Genomic DNA, 16,337 nt, shown 5'->3' with positions numbered 1-16,337 from the left:
GGCGCTTTGAGCCCTTGCTGTTGAGACGACAATACCATCGATATCGGTCACCACAACGACGGCTTGGTAGCGAAACGCTCCGGTCTGAAGGCGCGAGCATGGAATGCTCCAGACCCCGCGACCTCGTAGGCGAGCTCCATTACCTTGGAAGCTTCTGCCAGAAGCGCAGCAACGACGCTCTTCAATTTCATACCCGCCGTCCGCGTGCACCGTAACGCCGTCGGCGGCCGCCCAGTCGGCATCCAACGAGAAAGTGCCGCCCGGCGCAGGGCGCGGCCTTGTCTGCACGAGAAGAGCGATCGGCGTCCCATCGCCGATGGCGTGCCCGTTCTCCGCGGCCATCTTCGGCACGGCCGACCCCGTTGCCAAACGACCCCAGTGGGACTTGCCGTCAGCCGCGGCCACACCCAGGATCGTCTTGGTTTCGTCAAAAACAGTCAGGCTTCCAGTGTCACTTTGGAAGTCACGGGAAGACGCAACCGGTGTCAGCACGTGCTTGCACTGATGGCGTGATTGCCAAAAGCACTTTTTAAGGCAATCGTTCAGCAAGCTCGATAAGTATACCGTCGGGATCGCGCACGAACGCCACTTTGTGCAGCACCTCGCGGTTGACGGCAAGGCGCGGACGTTCCTTCAACTCGACGCCGGCCTTTTCGAGCTTTGCGAAGGTCTCGTCTATATTCTTGAAGAGAAAAGTCAGATGTCTGAGGCCGGACGTCCCTTCCGGGACATCAACGGCCCTGGCCGCGCCGTCGGCCGGTGCGAATATTTCCAGCATGCTGCCGCTGGCGTCGAGAAAGGCAAGGTCGGATCCGTCGGGCGCTGTCTTGCGCAGGTGCAGGCGCAGGCCAAGCAGCGTGCAATAAAACTCGACAGCACGGTCCATATTGCTGACTGTCATGCCGACATGCTCGAAGGATTTCAGCATTCTCAGGAACCTTTCTTTTTCTCGAGCTGCATGATGTCGGGCGAAAACCGGCCGCGCTCGTAAGCTTCCATCAATTCGTTGCTCACATTGCGGATATGGCGGGCCATCGCCTTATAGGCCGCATCCGGATTGCGCAGGCGGAGCGCGGTCAGGACAGCGTGGTGATCACCGATCCAGAGGGGGCGGACGCTTGGCGCATGAATATGCTCGTGCAGTTTCTTCCACATGACGGATTCGTCGCGCTGCGCCCATAAGGCTTCGACGATCGAGACGATGACGGCGTTGCCCGTCATCCGCGCGATGGTCATGTGGAAATCGCGGTCTCCCTTTTCCTTGAGCAGCATCACATTCGTCTCGTGCTCCATCTGGGAGATGCATTCCTCCAGCACCAGGATGTCGTAGCTTGTCGCCCGCTCCGCAGCCGTCGCCGAGCGACGCAAACGACATGAGCCTCATTCTGCGAACGAGCATGAAGTGGCGCGAACGTTTCAGTGTGCGACGCCTGGTTCCTTGTGTGCCTTCACGATGGCGTCCGCTTCCTTGCCGTATAGCTCCTCGAAGTGATCGAAGGTCTTGGAAAAGTAACCAATGCCCTGCGTCGCCGAGCGCAGCGCCCGCGCCAGATCGTCAAGCGCGCCGCCCGGAACAAGTGCCCGGAAGATGTCCCATCCCTTGGCAGTTTCATCCCGGTCGAAGCCGAGAACCTGCCCCTTGAGGGCGGAGACGATCTGGACGAGGCTGCCGGAATAGATTGACGGAATGTGAATTTCGCTGCGGAAGACCGGTTGCATTAAAACGGCCGACCCTTCGGAAAGCGCCTGTCGCACTCCCATTTTCGACGCGGTCCTGAAGGCGTGTTCCGAACTGTCGACGGCATGGTGCTGACCATCGAACAGCGTTACGCCGACATCGATGACCTGGAAGCCGAGCGGGCCTTTCTCCATCGCTTCGCGCGCGCCAGCTTCAACGGCAGGGATGTAGTTGCGCGGAACGACGCCACCCTTGACGGTTTCGCTGAAGGTGAAGCCCCGGCCGCGCTCGTTGGGGCGGATGCTCAGCTTCACATCCGCGAATTGCCCGGCACCGCCGGTCTGTTTGCGATGCCGGTAGTGAACCTCGGACGGCTTCGCGATTGTCTCGCGGTAGATCGGGCTGGGCGTTCGATCGGTTACGTCGATGTGGAAGACGTCGGACAGGGTTCGGCAGAGATCGCGCAGATGTACCGGGCCCTGGGCGCGGACGAGCTGGGCGCCAGTGCCTTCCTCCTGCAAAACGACAAGACCGCGATCCGTCTCGGAAAGTTTTGCCAGCGTTTCGGAGAGCTTGTTTTCATCGCGTTYGCTGCCCGGGACCAGGATCCTTTCAAGCATCGGCGTAGGTGGCTCGGTCCATTCGGGTGGGGCGACCGTCGCGTCTGATGTCAACAGCGACGGGACGGGCAAGTGGTCGGACTTGACCGTCGCGAAGACATCCCCCGGCGAAGGCCCGATCGCCGAGTTCGGCCGTCCGTTTGCGGGATCCTGCACGGCGCCGAGGCTGGAGCCGCCCAGTAATGCGCCTTGCCGCAGTCCCTCACCAAACGCACGCACCAGCACCGTCTTGCCGATATTCTGACGATGATAGGCATGGAAGCTCACGGCGGTCAGCTTGTTTTCATCGATATTGCCTGCACGAGCCAGGCGCTGTCGAAGAACCCCTGCCGGCGGCGCCTCGTGGCGCAGCGCCTTCATCAGCCTCATCATGCCGTTGCCGTGACTTGCGGCACCGATCAGGACTGGAATAATCCTGTTTTCGCTGAGAACCCGCGATGAAATGGCATAGAGCGCGTCGCTGGGTGGCTCGCGATCTTCGACCAGTTCCTCGAGAAGCCAGTCATCGAATTCGGACAGGTATTCCAGGAGTTCGCTGCGCGCTTCGTGCTCGCGCTCGGCGGCGCTTTCGGGGATTGCGATCAGCGCCGAAGTCTGGCCTTCCCGGTAGCGCCACGCCCGTTCCGAAATCAGATCGCAACTGCCTATGATCCTGTCTCCCTCGCGGAGCGGGATCTGGCGAAGCAAAAGCGTGTGGTTGGCGTAGTCTTGAAGCGCGGCGATCACGTCCCTCAGCCGCCCTCTCGGTTCGTCCATTCGGTTGACGAAGAGGATGCACGGCGTCCCCGAGGCCTCGACTATCCGCAGATAGGGCGCGGCGAGCACAGCCTCCTCGGGTGCCGATGAAACGCACAGGATGCAGGCGTCACTGGCAAGAAGCGCGTGCTGTGCATGCGCCAACGCTTCGTTGGGTCCTGGCGCATCCAGCGCACACCACGCCTCGTTTCCAAAGGTGAATTCTGTGAGGTTCAATCCATAAGGGGACTTGGATTTTCTCGGCCCCCCCTCCAGGGAGCCGAGCTTTTCCACGACTGTTGATTTTCCGGTCTGCGAGGGTCCAAGCACGGTAAAGCAGCGCATCGGCATTCCTCCAACTGCCACAAACACAATTTTCAGCCATCATAGGATGCCCTGAACCGCTGCAAGGCGCCAGAGGTGTTCAGTTTCACAACGCTTTGACCTGCTGTCATGATCACGAGCAACTGACGGTATCATGCTCCTGGAAGGCCGCCCCCACCTGTCCGGCCGAGCCGACGATGCCGATGAGATCATTGCGAGCGGCGGTCTGATCCTCCCGGCTCTAGGCAACACCGAGCTCGATCCGGAAATCAACGCCCCGCGCCTTCTTCAGCTCGAAGCCTCCGTTCGGCAGATCCTGCGTCCTTCCCGGCGCGAAGCCGATGTCAAGACGGGCTGAGACCAATGATACCAGCGAGAACGTTCATCCGCCGAGCGCCGAGACTATCGAAACTGCGAGCACACCCCGGGATTCTTTCAACGCTGGACACGCTCGAGCATGGAATCGCATTGCGGAGAAACTTCCGCTTGCTGTTTTCGAATGGGATTGAATTTTCCCTTAGACCCCCCCGCTCGCAATAAAGTTCCACGGTATAGATCCCCTGTCCCTCCTGCTCATTGCAGAAGGCAAATAGGTGGCCGGATCTTACTCAGCCCGCGAACGGACTATGCCGCGGCTACCGTGGTCGGTTTTTGCACCGCCACTCTCGTTGCGGGGATTGTCGAGGTCCTACTGTCACGACGCGGCAGCGAAATGGAAACGACACAAGGTGCTCGGAAGTCGCCAACGCGGAGGTTGTCCTTACCGGCTGGATGACCTCGTGCGAACCAATCCTGCCCTTCGCTTCAAATTGACGATGTGGCGGGTAAAGGATCGAGAGATACGTTTCACATCGATCAGTGTAACGTCGCCACAAATACTGAACGTATGCAGCCCGTCGGCATAATCGGCTGCGGCGAGATTGCCGGTCAACCGCTGAGGAAGGTGCTCGCAGGCGACATGGGTGGGGCTCAGCTCATTAAATTGCAGAAAGCGTATACTTCCGCCATAGCTGACGCTGCAATCCTGAACTGGAAGTATGATCTTGTCATCGACGCCTACAAATGGCGTTCCGCCCGGGCGCGCGCCGGCTCGATCCTCCAAAACCGGATTGCTCGGGTGTACCTTCCATGGGCCTGTTAGCCGGTCGGAAAACGCGATATGCAGCTCTCGTTGGTCGCGCGCACCTGCCCCTACAATAGTGTAAAACATCCACCAAGTTCCCTGGTGTTGGATGAGGCAGGTCTCAGCAGCTGGAGTATCGGCCAACAGTACCACTTCGCGTATCCAGCGGTCCGGAAAAGCGTGGGCACGATAAAGGGCGATCTCACCGGCCTTGTGACTTTCCGGCACCATCAGCACGTCACCGTTTTGTTCAAGAAGAAAAGGATAGGAGAGATGAAAGGGCCTGGCCAAGGCAACGTTCTTGCCTCGCCATTCCATATTCGGTCCAAATTCGTGGCGCTCGATGAAGCCGTGCTTCGTCCGATAATCATAGGCCTCAACGAACACATGAAGCGCGTCACTTCTTTTTATCGCGAAGGGATCGGCGAGATATCGCCAGGGTCCGGGATCAGGCAGCCAGGTGATGCGGCTCGCACAGTCCGTCAGTGTCTCGGCATCAAGGAGCGCCTCGGCCGGGGCCGGCACAATGCCGACTTTCCAAAAATCGCTGCTGGGTTTAAAACGCATCGGTCACATCTTCGCAGGCATGGTTGACGCATTGATCACTTCACGAAACTCGATCTGCATTCCTCGACTTCCCCGTAAAATCGCAAAACATTGTCTACGCCGGTCGCCCTTGAGAATGGCACCATATCGTGGTCGATGCGCCATGGCCGGCTAGTGTCGTCGGAGCGCAGGGCGTCAGCCAGAGCCGCAGCGAGAGCTTCGACAGAGCCGGGCTCAACGAAGCGAACCTGATGCTCGCGGAGATATTCCGAAGGGCCTTCCGTCGCCGAGGCTATTACCGGCACGCCCTCGTTCATGGCTTCGAGAATCGCAAGACCCGCCGATTCTTCGCGTGACGGCGAGACGAACAGATCGAGATTGCGCAAAAAGCCGGTTACATTGTCACAATAACCAATCATGCGGATCCGTTCGTCTCCAGCGACCAGCTTTTCAAGCACCGCCCGTTGTGGACCGACGCCCGCAATAACTAACGCCGTATTGTCAGGTGCCGCGCGCAAGAAAGCGGAAATCAGAACGTCGTTTCCCTTGCTCGGGTGCAGCCGTCCGACCGTCCCGATCAGCCTGGCGGCCGGAGGTAATCCCAGTTTGATCCGAAGGTCGAAACGTTCTGTCTGCTTGACTTCCGGAAGCCAGTTTGGAATGCGGCTGACACAGCCGGCATAGTCGCCGATGCGCAATAATTGCGCTTCGTTGACGCAGATGATTCCGTCCAATCGCGCATGTTGCTTGGGCTTATATCCGACATGTAAAGTCGCAATCTTCGTAACRCTCCCTTGGACCGTAACGAGCGCCTTGCAGCCCGGGCTCAAGTGCGCATGCGCTATCTCAATCCGCTCGGCTGCAATCAACTTGCGAAGCCGCCAGCGTCGAAAAAGCCGAGTGGAGAAGGCGTGGAGGACAACTTCGCGGTGTAGGTGCTTTCCAATGTCGACGCGAGATGAGGAAACCAAGTGCACATCGTGGCCAAGTGCTGCTTGAGCATTGGCAAGGTCGATACAATAACGCTCCGATCCGGCGACTTCGGATGCAAACAGGACATGAAGAATCCGGAGCTTTTTGGTTAAAAATGGGACCGAGAGAGGTGCCAGATTCTGTAAAGTGTGGCCATATTCAACGTCTAGGTTCTCGTAACGCATGCGGTGCTCCCCATAGCTCGTGAGACACGATTAGGGCAAAGAGGAACGTTGACATGTGTGTTGTAATATTAAGATATATTTCGAAACTGCCGAATTTCTTAGTATAAAATAAGCCACCTTGTCAATTCTATGTATATCAGCAGGCTTTAATACAAACAGATGCGTGATGGCACCCGGTATATAGCAACAAAACTTAACCAAAATTAATTATTAAGAATTACGAACCGTTTTAGAACTGTCATGGTCAACAAGAAGCTCACCCCAATTGCTAACGCTTCAGGTCGACTAGAGGGTCCGAGCCGCAACGAGTTCTGCGGAACGCAGCAGCTATCGTGAGCGCAGTTACGCGTTTCACGACCGAAGATCTCAGACGGACTGTCTCGAATTCGGCTGGGAGAACTGGCCGGGCTCTAAACCCCAAGCCCGGCCAGCCAGACACTTTGGACCAACCGCTTCGATTTGATAAACCCCGTCGCACACAGGAGAATTTTACGGCCCTGGTGGCGCCGCGCGCTCAACGAGCAGATTCCTGGTGCGTTCACTGGAGTTGGCCCATGCTATGCATGATGATCGGCGGCGTGGTGGAAAACGTTCCAACGACGAGTGTTGCAACGTAGCCCATGGAGTTGCCCCTTGAAAACCGGACAGAATCGGGTTTCTGTTTTACGGTTTAAGAACTGACGCGGTGACCGATACCCCAATGCCTTGTGCGGGTGAAGGCAGTTGTAGTGTTCGAACCATAGTGGCAACGCAAAGGCGTCGACCGCATTCAAGTCCGATCGTTACCATGCTCACCTTCTTGCGCGGCATGGGCGGCGTTGTCGCCTCCACCGGCGGCAACGATTTCGTGCTAACGCGCCGCCCCTATGCACCCCTCGACTGGGATGACAAGCAGGACGAACTCCGCTTGCCCTCCCCGGCCTATCTGCACGCGCGCGGTGGGACGGGGATCTTTTGGCATGCACGATACCGTCATCCCGTCCTTTGCCCATGCTTCCTCGCTAGCGACGATGACAAGGCCTTGCCTGCTGGACAGACGCGGATCTGACCGTGTGCCAAATCCGCGCTTGTCGCTTCCCAGCACAAGCACGGGCGCGATTTCCCCCACCGCGGCATCCAGCTTTCCGGCCTCGGCCCAGTTCAGCCCCGCTACTGCGGGTCCATCCGGCTTTCCAATCTTCAACCGCGCGAGGACGTCYGCAATCGGAGACCAATCAACGAAATCTTGGGTTGGGTCATGGAAGGAAGTGAAATTCAACCGGTGAAGCGCTCCTGAAGCTCCCAACGCGGCGCCTACTGTCAAGAGCATGAGCGTCAGGAATGAAGTCGCGATGGCATAGCGAATGGTTGGCCAGGCGCAGCGGCCCCACCGAGCACCCAGCAATGGAAAGACGAACAACCACCCTGGCATGGGCCAATGCGGAAACCCGGTTCCGGACCCGAGCGCCTGAAGCGTGGTGTAACCGATCGCCGGAGCTGCAAGGGCAAGGCAGAACAACTCTCTTTCCGTTCGCCCCTTGCGAAATACGTGAAGTACCGTGCGTATGAGCGGAAGCGCTATCCAGGGCCCCAACCAGACGATCTGTCCGAGAACCATGCGGGCCAGGGCCCAAGGGGAAAACTGCCAAGTGCCTCGCCCACTCTGGAAGCGCAACGACGCCCAGTTATGCTGAGCATTCCAGACCAGCACCGGTAGAACCACAACCAAGCCGACGAGGCACGCGGCATAAGGACCGCACCTTGACAACTGGCGCCGATGCCCGGTTGCAATCACAAAGAACACGAGACCGGTCAGTGTGAAGAACGCCGAATATTTCGCCAGGCCCGCAAGGCCGAGAAGCCCTCCCGCGAGCAACCACCAGGACATCGAGGGTTCTTCCTCACTCGGGCGCGGGAAAAAAATCCTCGCCATGACTTGTGCGCCGCAGGCCAGGAAGGGAAGAAGGGGGCCGTCCGGCACGATCCAGGCGCCGGCCGACACGAGAAAGAAGAGCGAAAGGTTAAGGAAAAGGATGGACAATACCGCCGCGATGCCGCCGAAGAGGCGCTCGGTCAGGCAGAAAATTGACCACGACGTCGCCGAAAACAGCAGGACCGTGGGAATGCGAACCGCCCAGCTTGTTCCGAAAAGAACACCCGCCGCGTGGGTCATCCAATAGTGTAGGGGCGGGTGGTCGAAATACGATAACGCGAGAAACCTTGCCTGGCCGATCGTATAACTTTCGTCTATTCCAAAGCCGACGGAATAGGCCCACAATAGTCGCTCGAGTGTGAAGGCGAGCACGATCGCCACCGCGATGCGCCGCGGCGATATGGGGAGATCCTCGGATAGCTTCGCGCCGGGAAAGGGCCGCGCGACTTGCTTCCTCTCAACGGAATTGCCGCCCAAGGTACTATCGGTTGGGTGTGGTAGAATTACCATCGCGCATGCCTCCGACGACAAGGGAGAAAGTCGATGGTCATCATGCGCGTGCGCGGTTCCAGACGAGGGCTTGCGTCACCACGTAATTCCAGAGACCGCCGACGAAGGCACCCGCAAGACCCGCGACCCACCAAGGACCAGCCACCGTGAACAAAGCCGTCGCAATGCCGACGTTGACCGCGGCTCCAAGGCTACATAATGCGGAATATATCAGCACTCCCCGGAGGAAGCCTCGGCCTCGCAACCGTTGATCACGATAGGTCACCAGGTTATTACCTGAGAAATTGACGATCATGGTGACGACGGTTGCGGTCGCTTGCGCGCGCGCGAAATCCGTGCCCGTGGCAAGAGCCGCGACTAGCAGCGCCATGTGCAAGGCCAAGCCAGCGACACCGACCAGGACAAAGAAAATCAGCCGCAAGGAGACAACCCCTCTCGTTGCCTTGGCAACAAGAAGCTCCAAGAATTGAAGAGCGACGCGATGATCCAGCTTGCTTTCGCCGGCCGAACGGGTCGCGAACCGGTAAGGTAGTTCGGCAATGCGGACATCCGGGCCCGCATTTGACAGGATATCAAAGAGTATCTTGAAACCCTGCTTGTTCAGCCGGGACGCCATCGCTTCGACCAGGTCGCGCCGTGTCGCGAAGAAACCACTCATGGGATCGGTTATCCTTGCCGAGATCGCACGTTGTGCAACGAAAGTCCCGATCCGGGAAATGGCGCTCCTGCATGGCGAGAGCGCCGTTTCCTGATAGGGTAAGCTATAGCGGGTGGCGATGGCAAAATCATTGCCTTGGCGGATGGCGGCAACCAGATCCGGCAGGAGCCGGTGATCGTGCTGGAGATCGGCGTCCATGACCGCGACTATGTCTGCCTGTGCGGCCAACATTCCCTCGATGCACGCCCCAGCCAGCCCACGCCTGCCGACGCGGCGAATACAGCGTATCCGCGGCTCAGTACGCCCTATGTCACGCAGCACCTCGACGGTGCGATCGGGTGAATCGTCGTCCACGAATATCACCTCCCAGTTCAGGCCGTGGAGGGTAGCAATCAGGTAGCCAATGAGCATGCCAACATTATCCCGCTCGTTGAATGTTGGTATGATCACCGAAACGTCGGGAGCTTGGAGAACTTGCCCCAGTTTGGCTCCATCGATTTGGAGGAACACGTCCATATGCTGACGCCTTTGTTTGATTTGACGCAAACGTTTTGCCGCGCAGCCACTAAGCGCGCGCCGACAACAGTTTCTGATCCACAGCAAGTCCAAGCAGGAAACGCTGGGAGGAGGTCCATTGCGTGTACGCAGATCAACCGACGGGACGTTTCTTCTCGTTGCGAACCGTCAACCTGACCCGTGTCTCTAAATTGCTCGCGAAGCTGAGCTCTGCTGTTTCGTTCCACTGCATTCTCGCTTCGCCCGCCGGATTTTCCGCCGGGAGGAGAGCTATTCAGGCAGTTCGGCCGCTGGCGCGGAGGTTCCAATGCTGCCTTGGGGCGAATTGCAATATGAATCCACTGCCCTCACACGTCGGTATTCAGCCCCATTTTCCGGTGAAGCCACAGCATCAGCCAGCACACAAGGATCCACCCAAGCACGACGTCCGATAGAAAGTGGGCTCCAAAAACGACACGGTTCAGGGCGGCGATTATGGATAGCGGAACAATCAGCGCAGTGACGTATTTGCGGTACGCGTTGGGCACGAACACCAGAAGAGCCAGAAATGCAGCCGCCGATGCTGCTYCCCCGGACGGGAACGAACAATTGCGTTCGCATATCGATGCGAATTGCCATGCCGGCGTAAACTCCATCGCCCCACCAAACTCCATCACATCTCGGGGTCTGGCCCGGGCGAAGAAGTTCTTGAACAAGTGAACCATGATTGCCGATCCCAGGACGTAGCTGAACACAACGAACAAGGCGCGCCTTGTCGTCAGACGATCTGAACGCTTGAGTGGTTTCGCCATCATCAAGACAATCATCATGGGCAAGACAATGTAGGGAAGCATGCGGTTAGCGTCGCGGATCAATAGCAGCAGTGGATTGTCAGAAAGATAAAAGTGCGTCCCGGAGGTGAAGAACCGCGAAACGCGCACGTCAATCTGTGGAAACATGACGAAGATCATGCTGGATAAGAGGATCAGGATTCCAAGTGCATCCAGCGGATCCAAGGAGACATAGCGGGTTAGGGGATTCCATTGCCCGCCAGCTGCCGCGTCAAGGGGGACGGCAGAGGGAACTTTTTTGAAGGGAAGCCGATCAACGTCCTTTGACGCTGAAGATGAAGTTTGCACTAGGACCATCCGCTTAAAAGAAGTGGTTGTTTGAACAGTTTTTGATTGGGGATTGCGTGCTTTCGCCATCCGCTGTGGCGCGGCCTGGTGGCTGGAGTTCTTCCAATGCCTGACTTGGCAGGCTGGCACGGCGCGTGCTCATGCTTGAACAGGCTGGGCTCTTGACCACCTCTGTTCCTAGAATCGATAACCCAGGACCAGCATGGACTTCGGCTGGACCTTTTGCTTCACGAGAGGGCTGTCCGCGGCGTCCCCCACCAGAAATCCGACTTCCTGTTCAGCGCGGAGCATCCAGTTTTCATTGAACATGTAAGTCGCGGACACCGAGAGATCGACGCTTTTCAAACCCGAACCCGGTTTGTATGCGTTGTATCCGGAACGTGCGGCCTGAGCCTCGGTGACCCCAAAATAGGATTCCATATAGTTCTTGTCGGCGAAGGTCGCGGACGCACCCGCACCAAACATTAGCTTTTCATTGACTGGTTGCGTCAACTCGACACCGACCGTCCCCAGGAGCCCGTCGCTGCCACCAATGGTCTTGTCGACGGAGACAAAAAACTCGGCCGGTCCATAGCTCAACGTCGCCTTGCCGCCGACTGTCACGCCGCCATCGATGTCGCCCATCCCGCGTAGATCGTCTGAATCGTCTTCCCCACGACCGAAGTCGTAACCGACCTTCGCATCGAACTGGAACGGACCCTGTTCATAGGCCTTCAGCTCGACGCCGGTCGGATCGATCGTCAATCGATCGAAGAAGGTCGCAGAGACAAACGGAAGCGGCGAAATTTCCATTTCATCGCTACCCTCATATTTTGGTTGGTACATCACGCCGGCGCCGATCATGACCTCCCAGTCGTGAAGCTTCTGGCGCACCGGACCAAAGCGCTGGGGATCGGGCATGGGCGGAATGGCAGCCTGATCGGAATCCTGTGATGCATCGGCAGCGTGGACAAGCGATGGCATGAGCGTAATAACGAGTGCGATGGAAAGTGTTCCGCGCGCTGCGGCCTTTGAAATGAACTTGTAAAACATGAAATCTCCGGTCCTTGCCTTCACACGTTTGCCCGCTCGAGGCTGCATCGAAAAAGGCGGTTTCAATGCCTCTCTTCTGCCACTGCGCGGACAGCCAGAATGTTTGATCGTGTGAAGTTTTGTTTCAGGTCGGCCGGAAATAGGCGAAATCTGAAACAAATTTTAATATTGCCGCAAGCCAAAAAACAGGCGCCGCCGTGCTATTCAGAAATAGGCAAAGTGCCCTATGGATGGTGAAGGGAGCCAGAGCTTGTCGGACGCCTCTCGAATTCTGATTGTCGAGGACGACGCACTGATCGCCGCCATGCTGCGCGATAGTCTTAACGAAAGTGGAATGATCGCGGAGATCGCCCAGGACGGCGTTGCAATGGATGCGCGCATGCGGGTATTCAATTTCGACCTGGTGATCCTTGATGTCATGCTGCCTGGCGAAAGCGGCCTTAGTCTGTGCCGGCGGCTACGGGTTACGACGAACATTCCCATCCTCATGCTGACGGCGGCCGATGCGGAAATTGACAGGATCGTCGGTCTCGAGATTGGCGCCGACGACTATGTCACGAAACCATTCAGTCTGCGGGAGCTCATCGCGCGGATACGCGGCTTGCTGCGGCGCGCGGCCTTGCCTTCGCTAAAGGATCCGCGAAAAAAGCAACTGCGTTTTGACGGATGGTTCGTGGATCCCATTAGACGACAGCTCTACGATCCCACCAACGCACGCGTCGGCTTGACAACGCATGAGTTCGATATCCTGCTTGCCTTTTGCCGAAACCCGGGCCGCGTTCTGACGCGAGAGGAACTCTTAGGGGTAACCCATGCTGGTTTGGCCGGTCCAATCGAGCGCAGCATTGATGTTCACATCAGTCGATTGAGGCAAAAGATCGAGCATGATGTCCGCGACCCCGTTGTTATCAAGACCGTACGTCTCGGCGGCTACATGTTTACCGCGAATGTCGAGGAACTATGAGGCTGAAGCGTTTCCTCCCCACCACGATAAGAGGCCAGATCACCCTGATCATCATTGCGGCGCTGATCCTCGTCAGCGTCGTCGGCAGAGTATTGGAACAGTGGGCAAGGAATGCCGCGCCGGACATGGAAGATATCGTCATGCGCGTCGACACGATGGCGGAACTCCTGAAATCGTCCACACCCGGCGCACGCGAAATAATCCTCTCGTCATCGCGCGCTGCCGGCTGGCATTTCTCGCTGGAACCCTTTTCGGTCAGCGAGACCTTCACCGGACCGTCGGAACCTGAAGGCGCGCTGGCCATGGCCATCGACTGGCTCTTTCCAACCGATCACATCCGCCCACCCGTGGGAGGTTGGCGTACCTTCTGGAACGGAGAGAGAGTGATTGCATCAAAGGTCGACGACACCACGCTCCTCATCCTTTCCGGTTTTCCGGATACGATCCTGAACAGCTCGATCCTGAACGAGGGCCCGTATTATTCTGTCGCCATCGTCGTCCTGATCGCGTTCTTTTTTATATTCGCCATTCGCGTTATAACCGAGCCAATCAAACGGATTTCCGAAGCGGCCACCCATTCGGACATCGCAAACAGCACGGAGATTTTCGAAGAACGTGGACCTGTCGAGATCGTCGCGCTCGCCCATGCTCTGAACGCGATGCGAAGCCGGATACGGGTGATGGTCGAATCAAGGACACGAATGCTGCGGGGCATTGGCCATGATCTTCGAACCCCGTTGACCCGGTTACGGCTTCGGGCCGATCGCATGGAGGACGGACCGGTGCGCGAGGGACTGTTGTCCGACGTCATGCGCATCGACGGCCTCTTGAACGAAGTCCTGAAATATCTCAGGGACGACTACGCGACCGAACCAATGCAACGTGCTGATGTTGCTAGCCTGCTGCAAACCGTTTGCGCGGAGTTCAGCGATGTCGGCTTCCAGGTCCGGTTCGAGGGACCCAATCGGATGATCATCGATTGCAAGCCACTGGCCATCATGCGCGCAGTGACCAACCTCTGCGATAACAGCATCAAGTTCGCAACTGAAGTCATTGTCAGTCTACGAAAAGGCAAAGCGGGCTGCGAGATCGTTGTGACCGATAACGGACCCGGAATTCCAGAACATTTGAGAACGCGGGTTCTCGAGCCCTTCTTCAAAGGGGATGATGCGCGGACGCAAGCACAGGAAGGTTTCGGGCTCGGACTTTCAATTGTCGCCGATATCGTGCACGCCCATCGCGGCACCGTCTCTCTCGCAGACAACGCGCCGAGGGGGCTCATTTTTCAGATCCTTATCCCAAGCCATGTCGATACCAGGACCACGATTGAGGCGAAGAGGCCCTTCCTCGATGTGAAATAGAAATACAGCCGCCTTTGGTTGGATTGGAAGCGGTATCCTGTGGACGGAATTCTGCGTGTACCCTTTGCTCCCGGAAAGCCCACTGACAGTGGATTTAGCTTGCCGGATCGTCCCGATCAGGGATCGAAAACGGCAGGGGGCAATTGACCAGCGCGGATGGCCAGTCCGATTTGCCCCTCACGTCTCGCGCCCATCGATCGGCGGCTTCGCCAGAAAGCCGTTTTTTAGCACCGGTGGCGTACACCGCATCGGCGAGACCGGTTCCGCCGCGTTGGTGGAGCGGCTTCACTGGAAACAAATGAGACCCTTCTTCTCGGAGCTCCCGCCATATTTGATCGGAGTGTTGGGCTCGCACGCTCGCGGCCCATCGGCCACGAGGTCCGGCTCATCCCCCTCCTACGTGAAGGCTTGCGTTAAGCGCGACAAGAGCGATGCGTTGGAAGCGGAAGCAATCTGCCAAGCGGTGCAGCGCCCGACGATACGCTTTGTGCCTGTCAAAACGGTCGAGCAGCAGAGTATTCTGATGACCCATCACACTCGGTCATTGCTCGTTTGCCAACGGACCATGGTGGAAAACGCATGCGGGCACATCTGGCAGAACTTGGTCTCGTTGCAAATCCCAATATTGCCAATCTCGCGACATTGGTGCATCAGGTTTTGTCTGCCGCGGGTGACTTGCCACGATATGCTCGCGCTACTCCGGAGATCCTTATCCGACAGATCTGGGCATTTAGCGACGAGATATCCGTGTTGGACCAGCAACTTCGGGCTTGGCGCATAGAGAATGAGGCCGGCCGCGGGCTCGCGGCCATCCCCAGCCTTGGCATCGTCACAGCCGCGGCTGTCGCCGCCACCGTTACCGTCGCCGCTTGGGCTCATCCCCCCCGTGACAGCAGGTGACAAGCAAGCGTCCGCAAGCCCCTTCTTTTGTCATTCCAGTCATGGAGCCTCCCGATCGGGGCGAGGCGCGCCGTATGCGAGACCGTCGATCTCAGGTTTGCTGAAATAGGAGCGAAACCGCGCGGAAACCCTGTCACTGAAATCGCTGACGATCAGGTGAAGCGCTGGAATGACGATCAACGACAACAAAGTCGAGGCAATCAGCCCTCCCGAAACGGCGATCGCCATTGGTGCACGGAATTCGCCGCCATCGCCTATCGCGAACATCGATGGCACCATGCCGCCAACCATCGCGAGCGTCGTCATGATGATGGGGCGGGCACGTTCCTTGCAAGCCTCGACCATCGCCTCGTATCGTGAATGGCCATGGGCCTGGATCTCGACAGCAAAATCGACAAGCATGATCGAGTTCTTGGTCACGATGCCCATCAACATCAAGATGCCAATGACAACGGGAAGTGAGATGGGCGTTCCGGTCAGGAAAAGTGCGAAAGCCACTCCCCCGACCGACAATGGAAGCGCGGCGAGAATGGTCACCGGCGTGAACACATTGCCGAATAACAATATCAGGACGATGAGGACAAGCATGAGGCCCGAGCCCATCGCGATGGCGAAGTTGTGAAACACATCACCTTGCGTATCGGAGTCGCCCGTTGCCTGTATGCGCACTCCCTCGGGCAAGGACCGAATGGTTTTCAGATCAGCCAACAGCGCTACACCCTGCCCGAGCGTCAATCCCTCATCCAAGTCGGCGCCGATCTTGATCGTTCGCTCGCGATCAAAACGATCGATCGACGAGACGGTTTCGTCGAATCGGAAGTCGACTACACTGGACAGGGGTACACTATGGCCAGCGGCCGTCGGCACGCCAAGTAACTCGAGCGCCGCCATATCGTTGCGGCTCTGGCGGGCGAGTAACAGGCGGATGGGAATCTGACGGCTCCCCTCGATGAACTTCGGCAAGTTGCTGTCCACATCCCCAATCGTTGAAATTCGGAGTGTTTCGGCGATCAATGCGGTCGGGACACCAAGTACCGCGGCCTTGTCAGCCTTGACCTCCATTTTGAGTTCGGGCCGCATCGCAGCATTGTCCATTGCTGGATTGATGAACCCTTTCTGGGTCGCCATTTCAGCGACAATGGCGTCTGCTGCTTCCTGGGCATTGTCTCCATCTGTGCTCCTG

The 16,337-nt window shown here is 57.8% G+C and carries 14 protein-coding genes and 2 pseudogenes; 4 read left to right on the top strand and 12 right to left on the bottom strand.

Translation table 11 applies throughout. From position 1 onward, the window contains the following. Positions 1-47 precede the first annotated feature (47 nt). The 4 genes from AC1D35_RS26280 to AC1D35_RS26265 all read right to left on the bottom strand — a co-directional run bounded on the left by AC1D35_RS26280 (position 48) and on the right by AC1D35_RS26265 (position 3,378). The gene (locus AC1D35_RS26280) at positions 48-191 is read right to left on the bottom strand and encodes a hypothetical protein (RefSeq protein ID WP_477855387.1); all 144 of its coding nucleotides are present in this window, start codon (positions 189-191) and stop codon (positions 48-50) included. Between the two features lie 338 nt (positions 192-529). Next, complete coding sequence (locus tag AC1D35_RS26275; protein WP_477855388.1) at positions 530-928, bottom strand: VOC family protein; 399 nt, start codon at positions 926-928, stop codon at positions 530-532. A 2-nt stretch (positions 929-930) separates the two neighbouring features. Further along, positions 931-1,368: a FadR/GntR family transcriptional regulator gene (locus AC1D35_RS26270; protein WP_477940814.1), complete on the bottom strand. Its 438-nt coding sequence runs from the start codon at positions 1,366-1,368 to the stop codon at positions 931-933. Positions 1,369-1,416: 48 nt separating this feature from the next. Beyond that, the gene (locus tag AC1D35_RS26265) at positions 1,417-3,378 is read right to left on the bottom strand and encodes an elongation factor G (protein ID WP_477940813.1); all 1,962 of its coding nucleotides are present in this window, start codon (positions 3,376-3,378) and stop codon (positions 1,417-1,419) included. Between the two features lie 133 nt (positions 3,379-3,511). Here AC1D35_RS26265 and AC1D35_RS26260 point away from each other — a divergent pair, with 133 nt between their 5' ends. Next, positions 3,512-3,715, top strand: a complete 204-nt coding sequence (locus AC1D35_RS26260) for a hypothetical protein (protein ID WP_477855391.1) — start codon at positions 3,512-3,514, stop codon at positions 3,713-3,715. 402 nt (positions 3,716-4,117) lie between these two features. On the opposite strand, the gene AC1D35_RS26255 is transcribed toward AC1D35_RS26260, so the two are convergent. The 7 genes and pseudogenes from AC1D35_RS26255 to AC1D35_RS26225 all read right to left on the bottom strand — a co-directional run bounded on the left by AC1D35_RS26255 (position 4,118) and on the right by AC1D35_RS26225 (position 11,929). Continuing rightward, positions 4,118-5,047 (bottom strand): glucosamine inositolphosphorylceramide transferase family protein, encoded by a 930-nt coding sequence (locus tag AC1D35_RS26255; protein WP_477855392.1) that lies wholly within the window; start codon positions 5,045-5,047, stop codon positions 4,118-4,120. Positions 5,048-5,082: 35 nt separating this feature from the next. After that, complete coding sequence (locus AC1D35_RS26250; protein WP_477940810.1) at positions 5,083-6,183, bottom strand: glycosyltransferase; 1,101 nt, start codon at positions 6,181-6,183, stop codon at positions 5,083-5,085. Between the two features lie 653 nt (positions 6,184-6,836). Further along, positions 6,837-6,932 (bottom strand): annotated as a pseudogene (locus tag AC1D35_RS26245) (integrase core domain-containing protein); the annotation flags it as partial. A gap of 101 nt (positions 6,933-7,033) precedes the next feature. Continuing rightward, the gene (locus tag AC1D35_RS26240) at positions 7,034-8,605 is read right to left on the bottom strand and encodes a glycosyltransferase family 39 protein (protein WP_477855394.1); all 1,572 of its coding nucleotides are present in this window, start codon (positions 8,603-8,605) and stop codon (positions 7,034-7,036) included. Positions 8,606-8,645: 40 nt separating this feature from the next. Then, complete coding sequence (locus AC1D35_RS26235) at positions 8,646-9,779, bottom strand: glycosyltransferase (protein ID WP_477940808.1); 1,134 nt, start codon at positions 9,777-9,779, stop codon at positions 8,646-8,648. A gap of 347 nt (positions 9,780-10,126) precedes the next feature. After that, positions 10,127-10,897, bottom strand: coding sequence for a phosphatase PAP2 family protein (locus tag AC1D35_RS26230; RefSeq protein WP_477940805.1), 771 nt, complete (start codon positions 10,895-10,897; stop codon positions 10,127-10,129). A 177-nt stretch (positions 10,898-11,074) separates the two neighbouring features. Then, on the bottom strand, positions 11,075-11,929 hold the full coding sequence (locus AC1D35_RS26225; protein WP_477940803.1) for a MipA/OmpV family protein: 855 nt from the start codon (positions 11,927-11,929) through the stop codon (positions 11,075-11,077). A gap of 226 nt (positions 11,930-12,155) precedes the next feature. On the opposite strand from AC1D35_RS26225, the gene AC1D35_RS26220 reads away from it, so the two are divergent. From AC1D35_RS26220 to AC1D35_RS26210, 3 genes and pseudogenes are all read left to right on the top strand, one after another. Further along, a complete protein-coding gene (locus AC1D35_RS26220) occupies positions 12,156-12,893 on the top strand; it encodes a response regulator transcription factor (protein WP_113298903.1) in 738 nt (245 codons plus the stop codon). Then, positions 12,890-14,254, top strand: a complete 1,365-nt coding sequence (locus tag AC1D35_RS26215; protein WP_477855399.1) for an ATP-binding protein — start codon at positions 12,890-12,892, stop codon at positions 14,252-14,254. Before AC1D35_RS26220 ends, AC1D35_RS26215 begins: the two co-directional genes overlap by 4 nt. Positions 14,255-14,450: 196 nt before the next feature. Further along, a pseudogene (locus AC1D35_RS26210) lies at positions 14,451-15,115 on the top strand (transposase); the annotation flags it as partial. A 78-nt stretch (positions 15,116-15,193) separates the two neighbouring features. Here AC1D35_RS26210 and AC1D35_RS26205 read toward each other — a convergent pair. Next, positions 15,194-16,337, bottom strand: a 1,144-nt coding sequence (locus tag AC1D35_RS26205) for an efflux RND transporter permease subunit (protein ID WP_477940801.1), incomplete at its 5' end; no start/stop codon positions are given.

It is taken from the genome of Rhizobium sp. P1_E6, assembly GCF_056405875.1.
The sequence above is the reverse complement of the archived record's forward strand: the minus strand, read 5'-3'. Positions and strand labels throughout refer to the sequence as shown.

Bases quoted from the DNA above. Each gene is read 5' to 3' on its own strand.
- AC1D35_RS26280 (WP_477855387.1), bottom strand. From the start codon at position 191: ATGAAATTGAAGAGCGTCGTTGCTGCGCTTCTGGCAGAAGCTTCCAAG.
- AC1D35_RS26275 (WP_477855388.1), bottom strand. From the start codon at position 928: ATGCTGAAATCCTTCGAGCATGTCGGCATGACAGTCAGCAATATGGAC.
- AC1D35_RS26260 (WP_477855391.1), top strand. From the start codon at position 3,512: ATGCTCCTGGAAGGCCGCCCCCACCTGTCCGGCCGAGCCGACGATGCC.
- AC1D35_RS26255 (WP_477855392.1), bottom strand. From the start codon at position 5,047: ATGCGTTTTAAACCCAGCAGCGATTTTTGGAAAGTCGGCATTGTGCCG.
- AC1D35_RS26235 (WP_477940808.1), bottom strand. From the start codon at position 9,779: ATGGACGTGTTCCTCCAAATCGATGGAGCCAAACTGGGGCAAGTTCTC.
- AC1D35_RS26225 (WP_477940803.1), bottom strand. From the start codon at position 11,929: ATGTTTTACAAGTTCATTTCAAAGGCCGCAGCGCGCGGAACACTTTCC.
- AC1D35_RS26220 (WP_113298903.1), top strand. From the start codon at position 12,156: ATGGATGGTGAAGGGAGCCAGAGCTTGTCGGACGCCTCTCGAATTCTG.
- AC1D35_RS26215 (WP_477855399.1), top strand. From the start codon at position 12,890: ATGAGGCTGAAGCGTTTCCTCCCCACCACGATAAGAGGCCAGATCACC.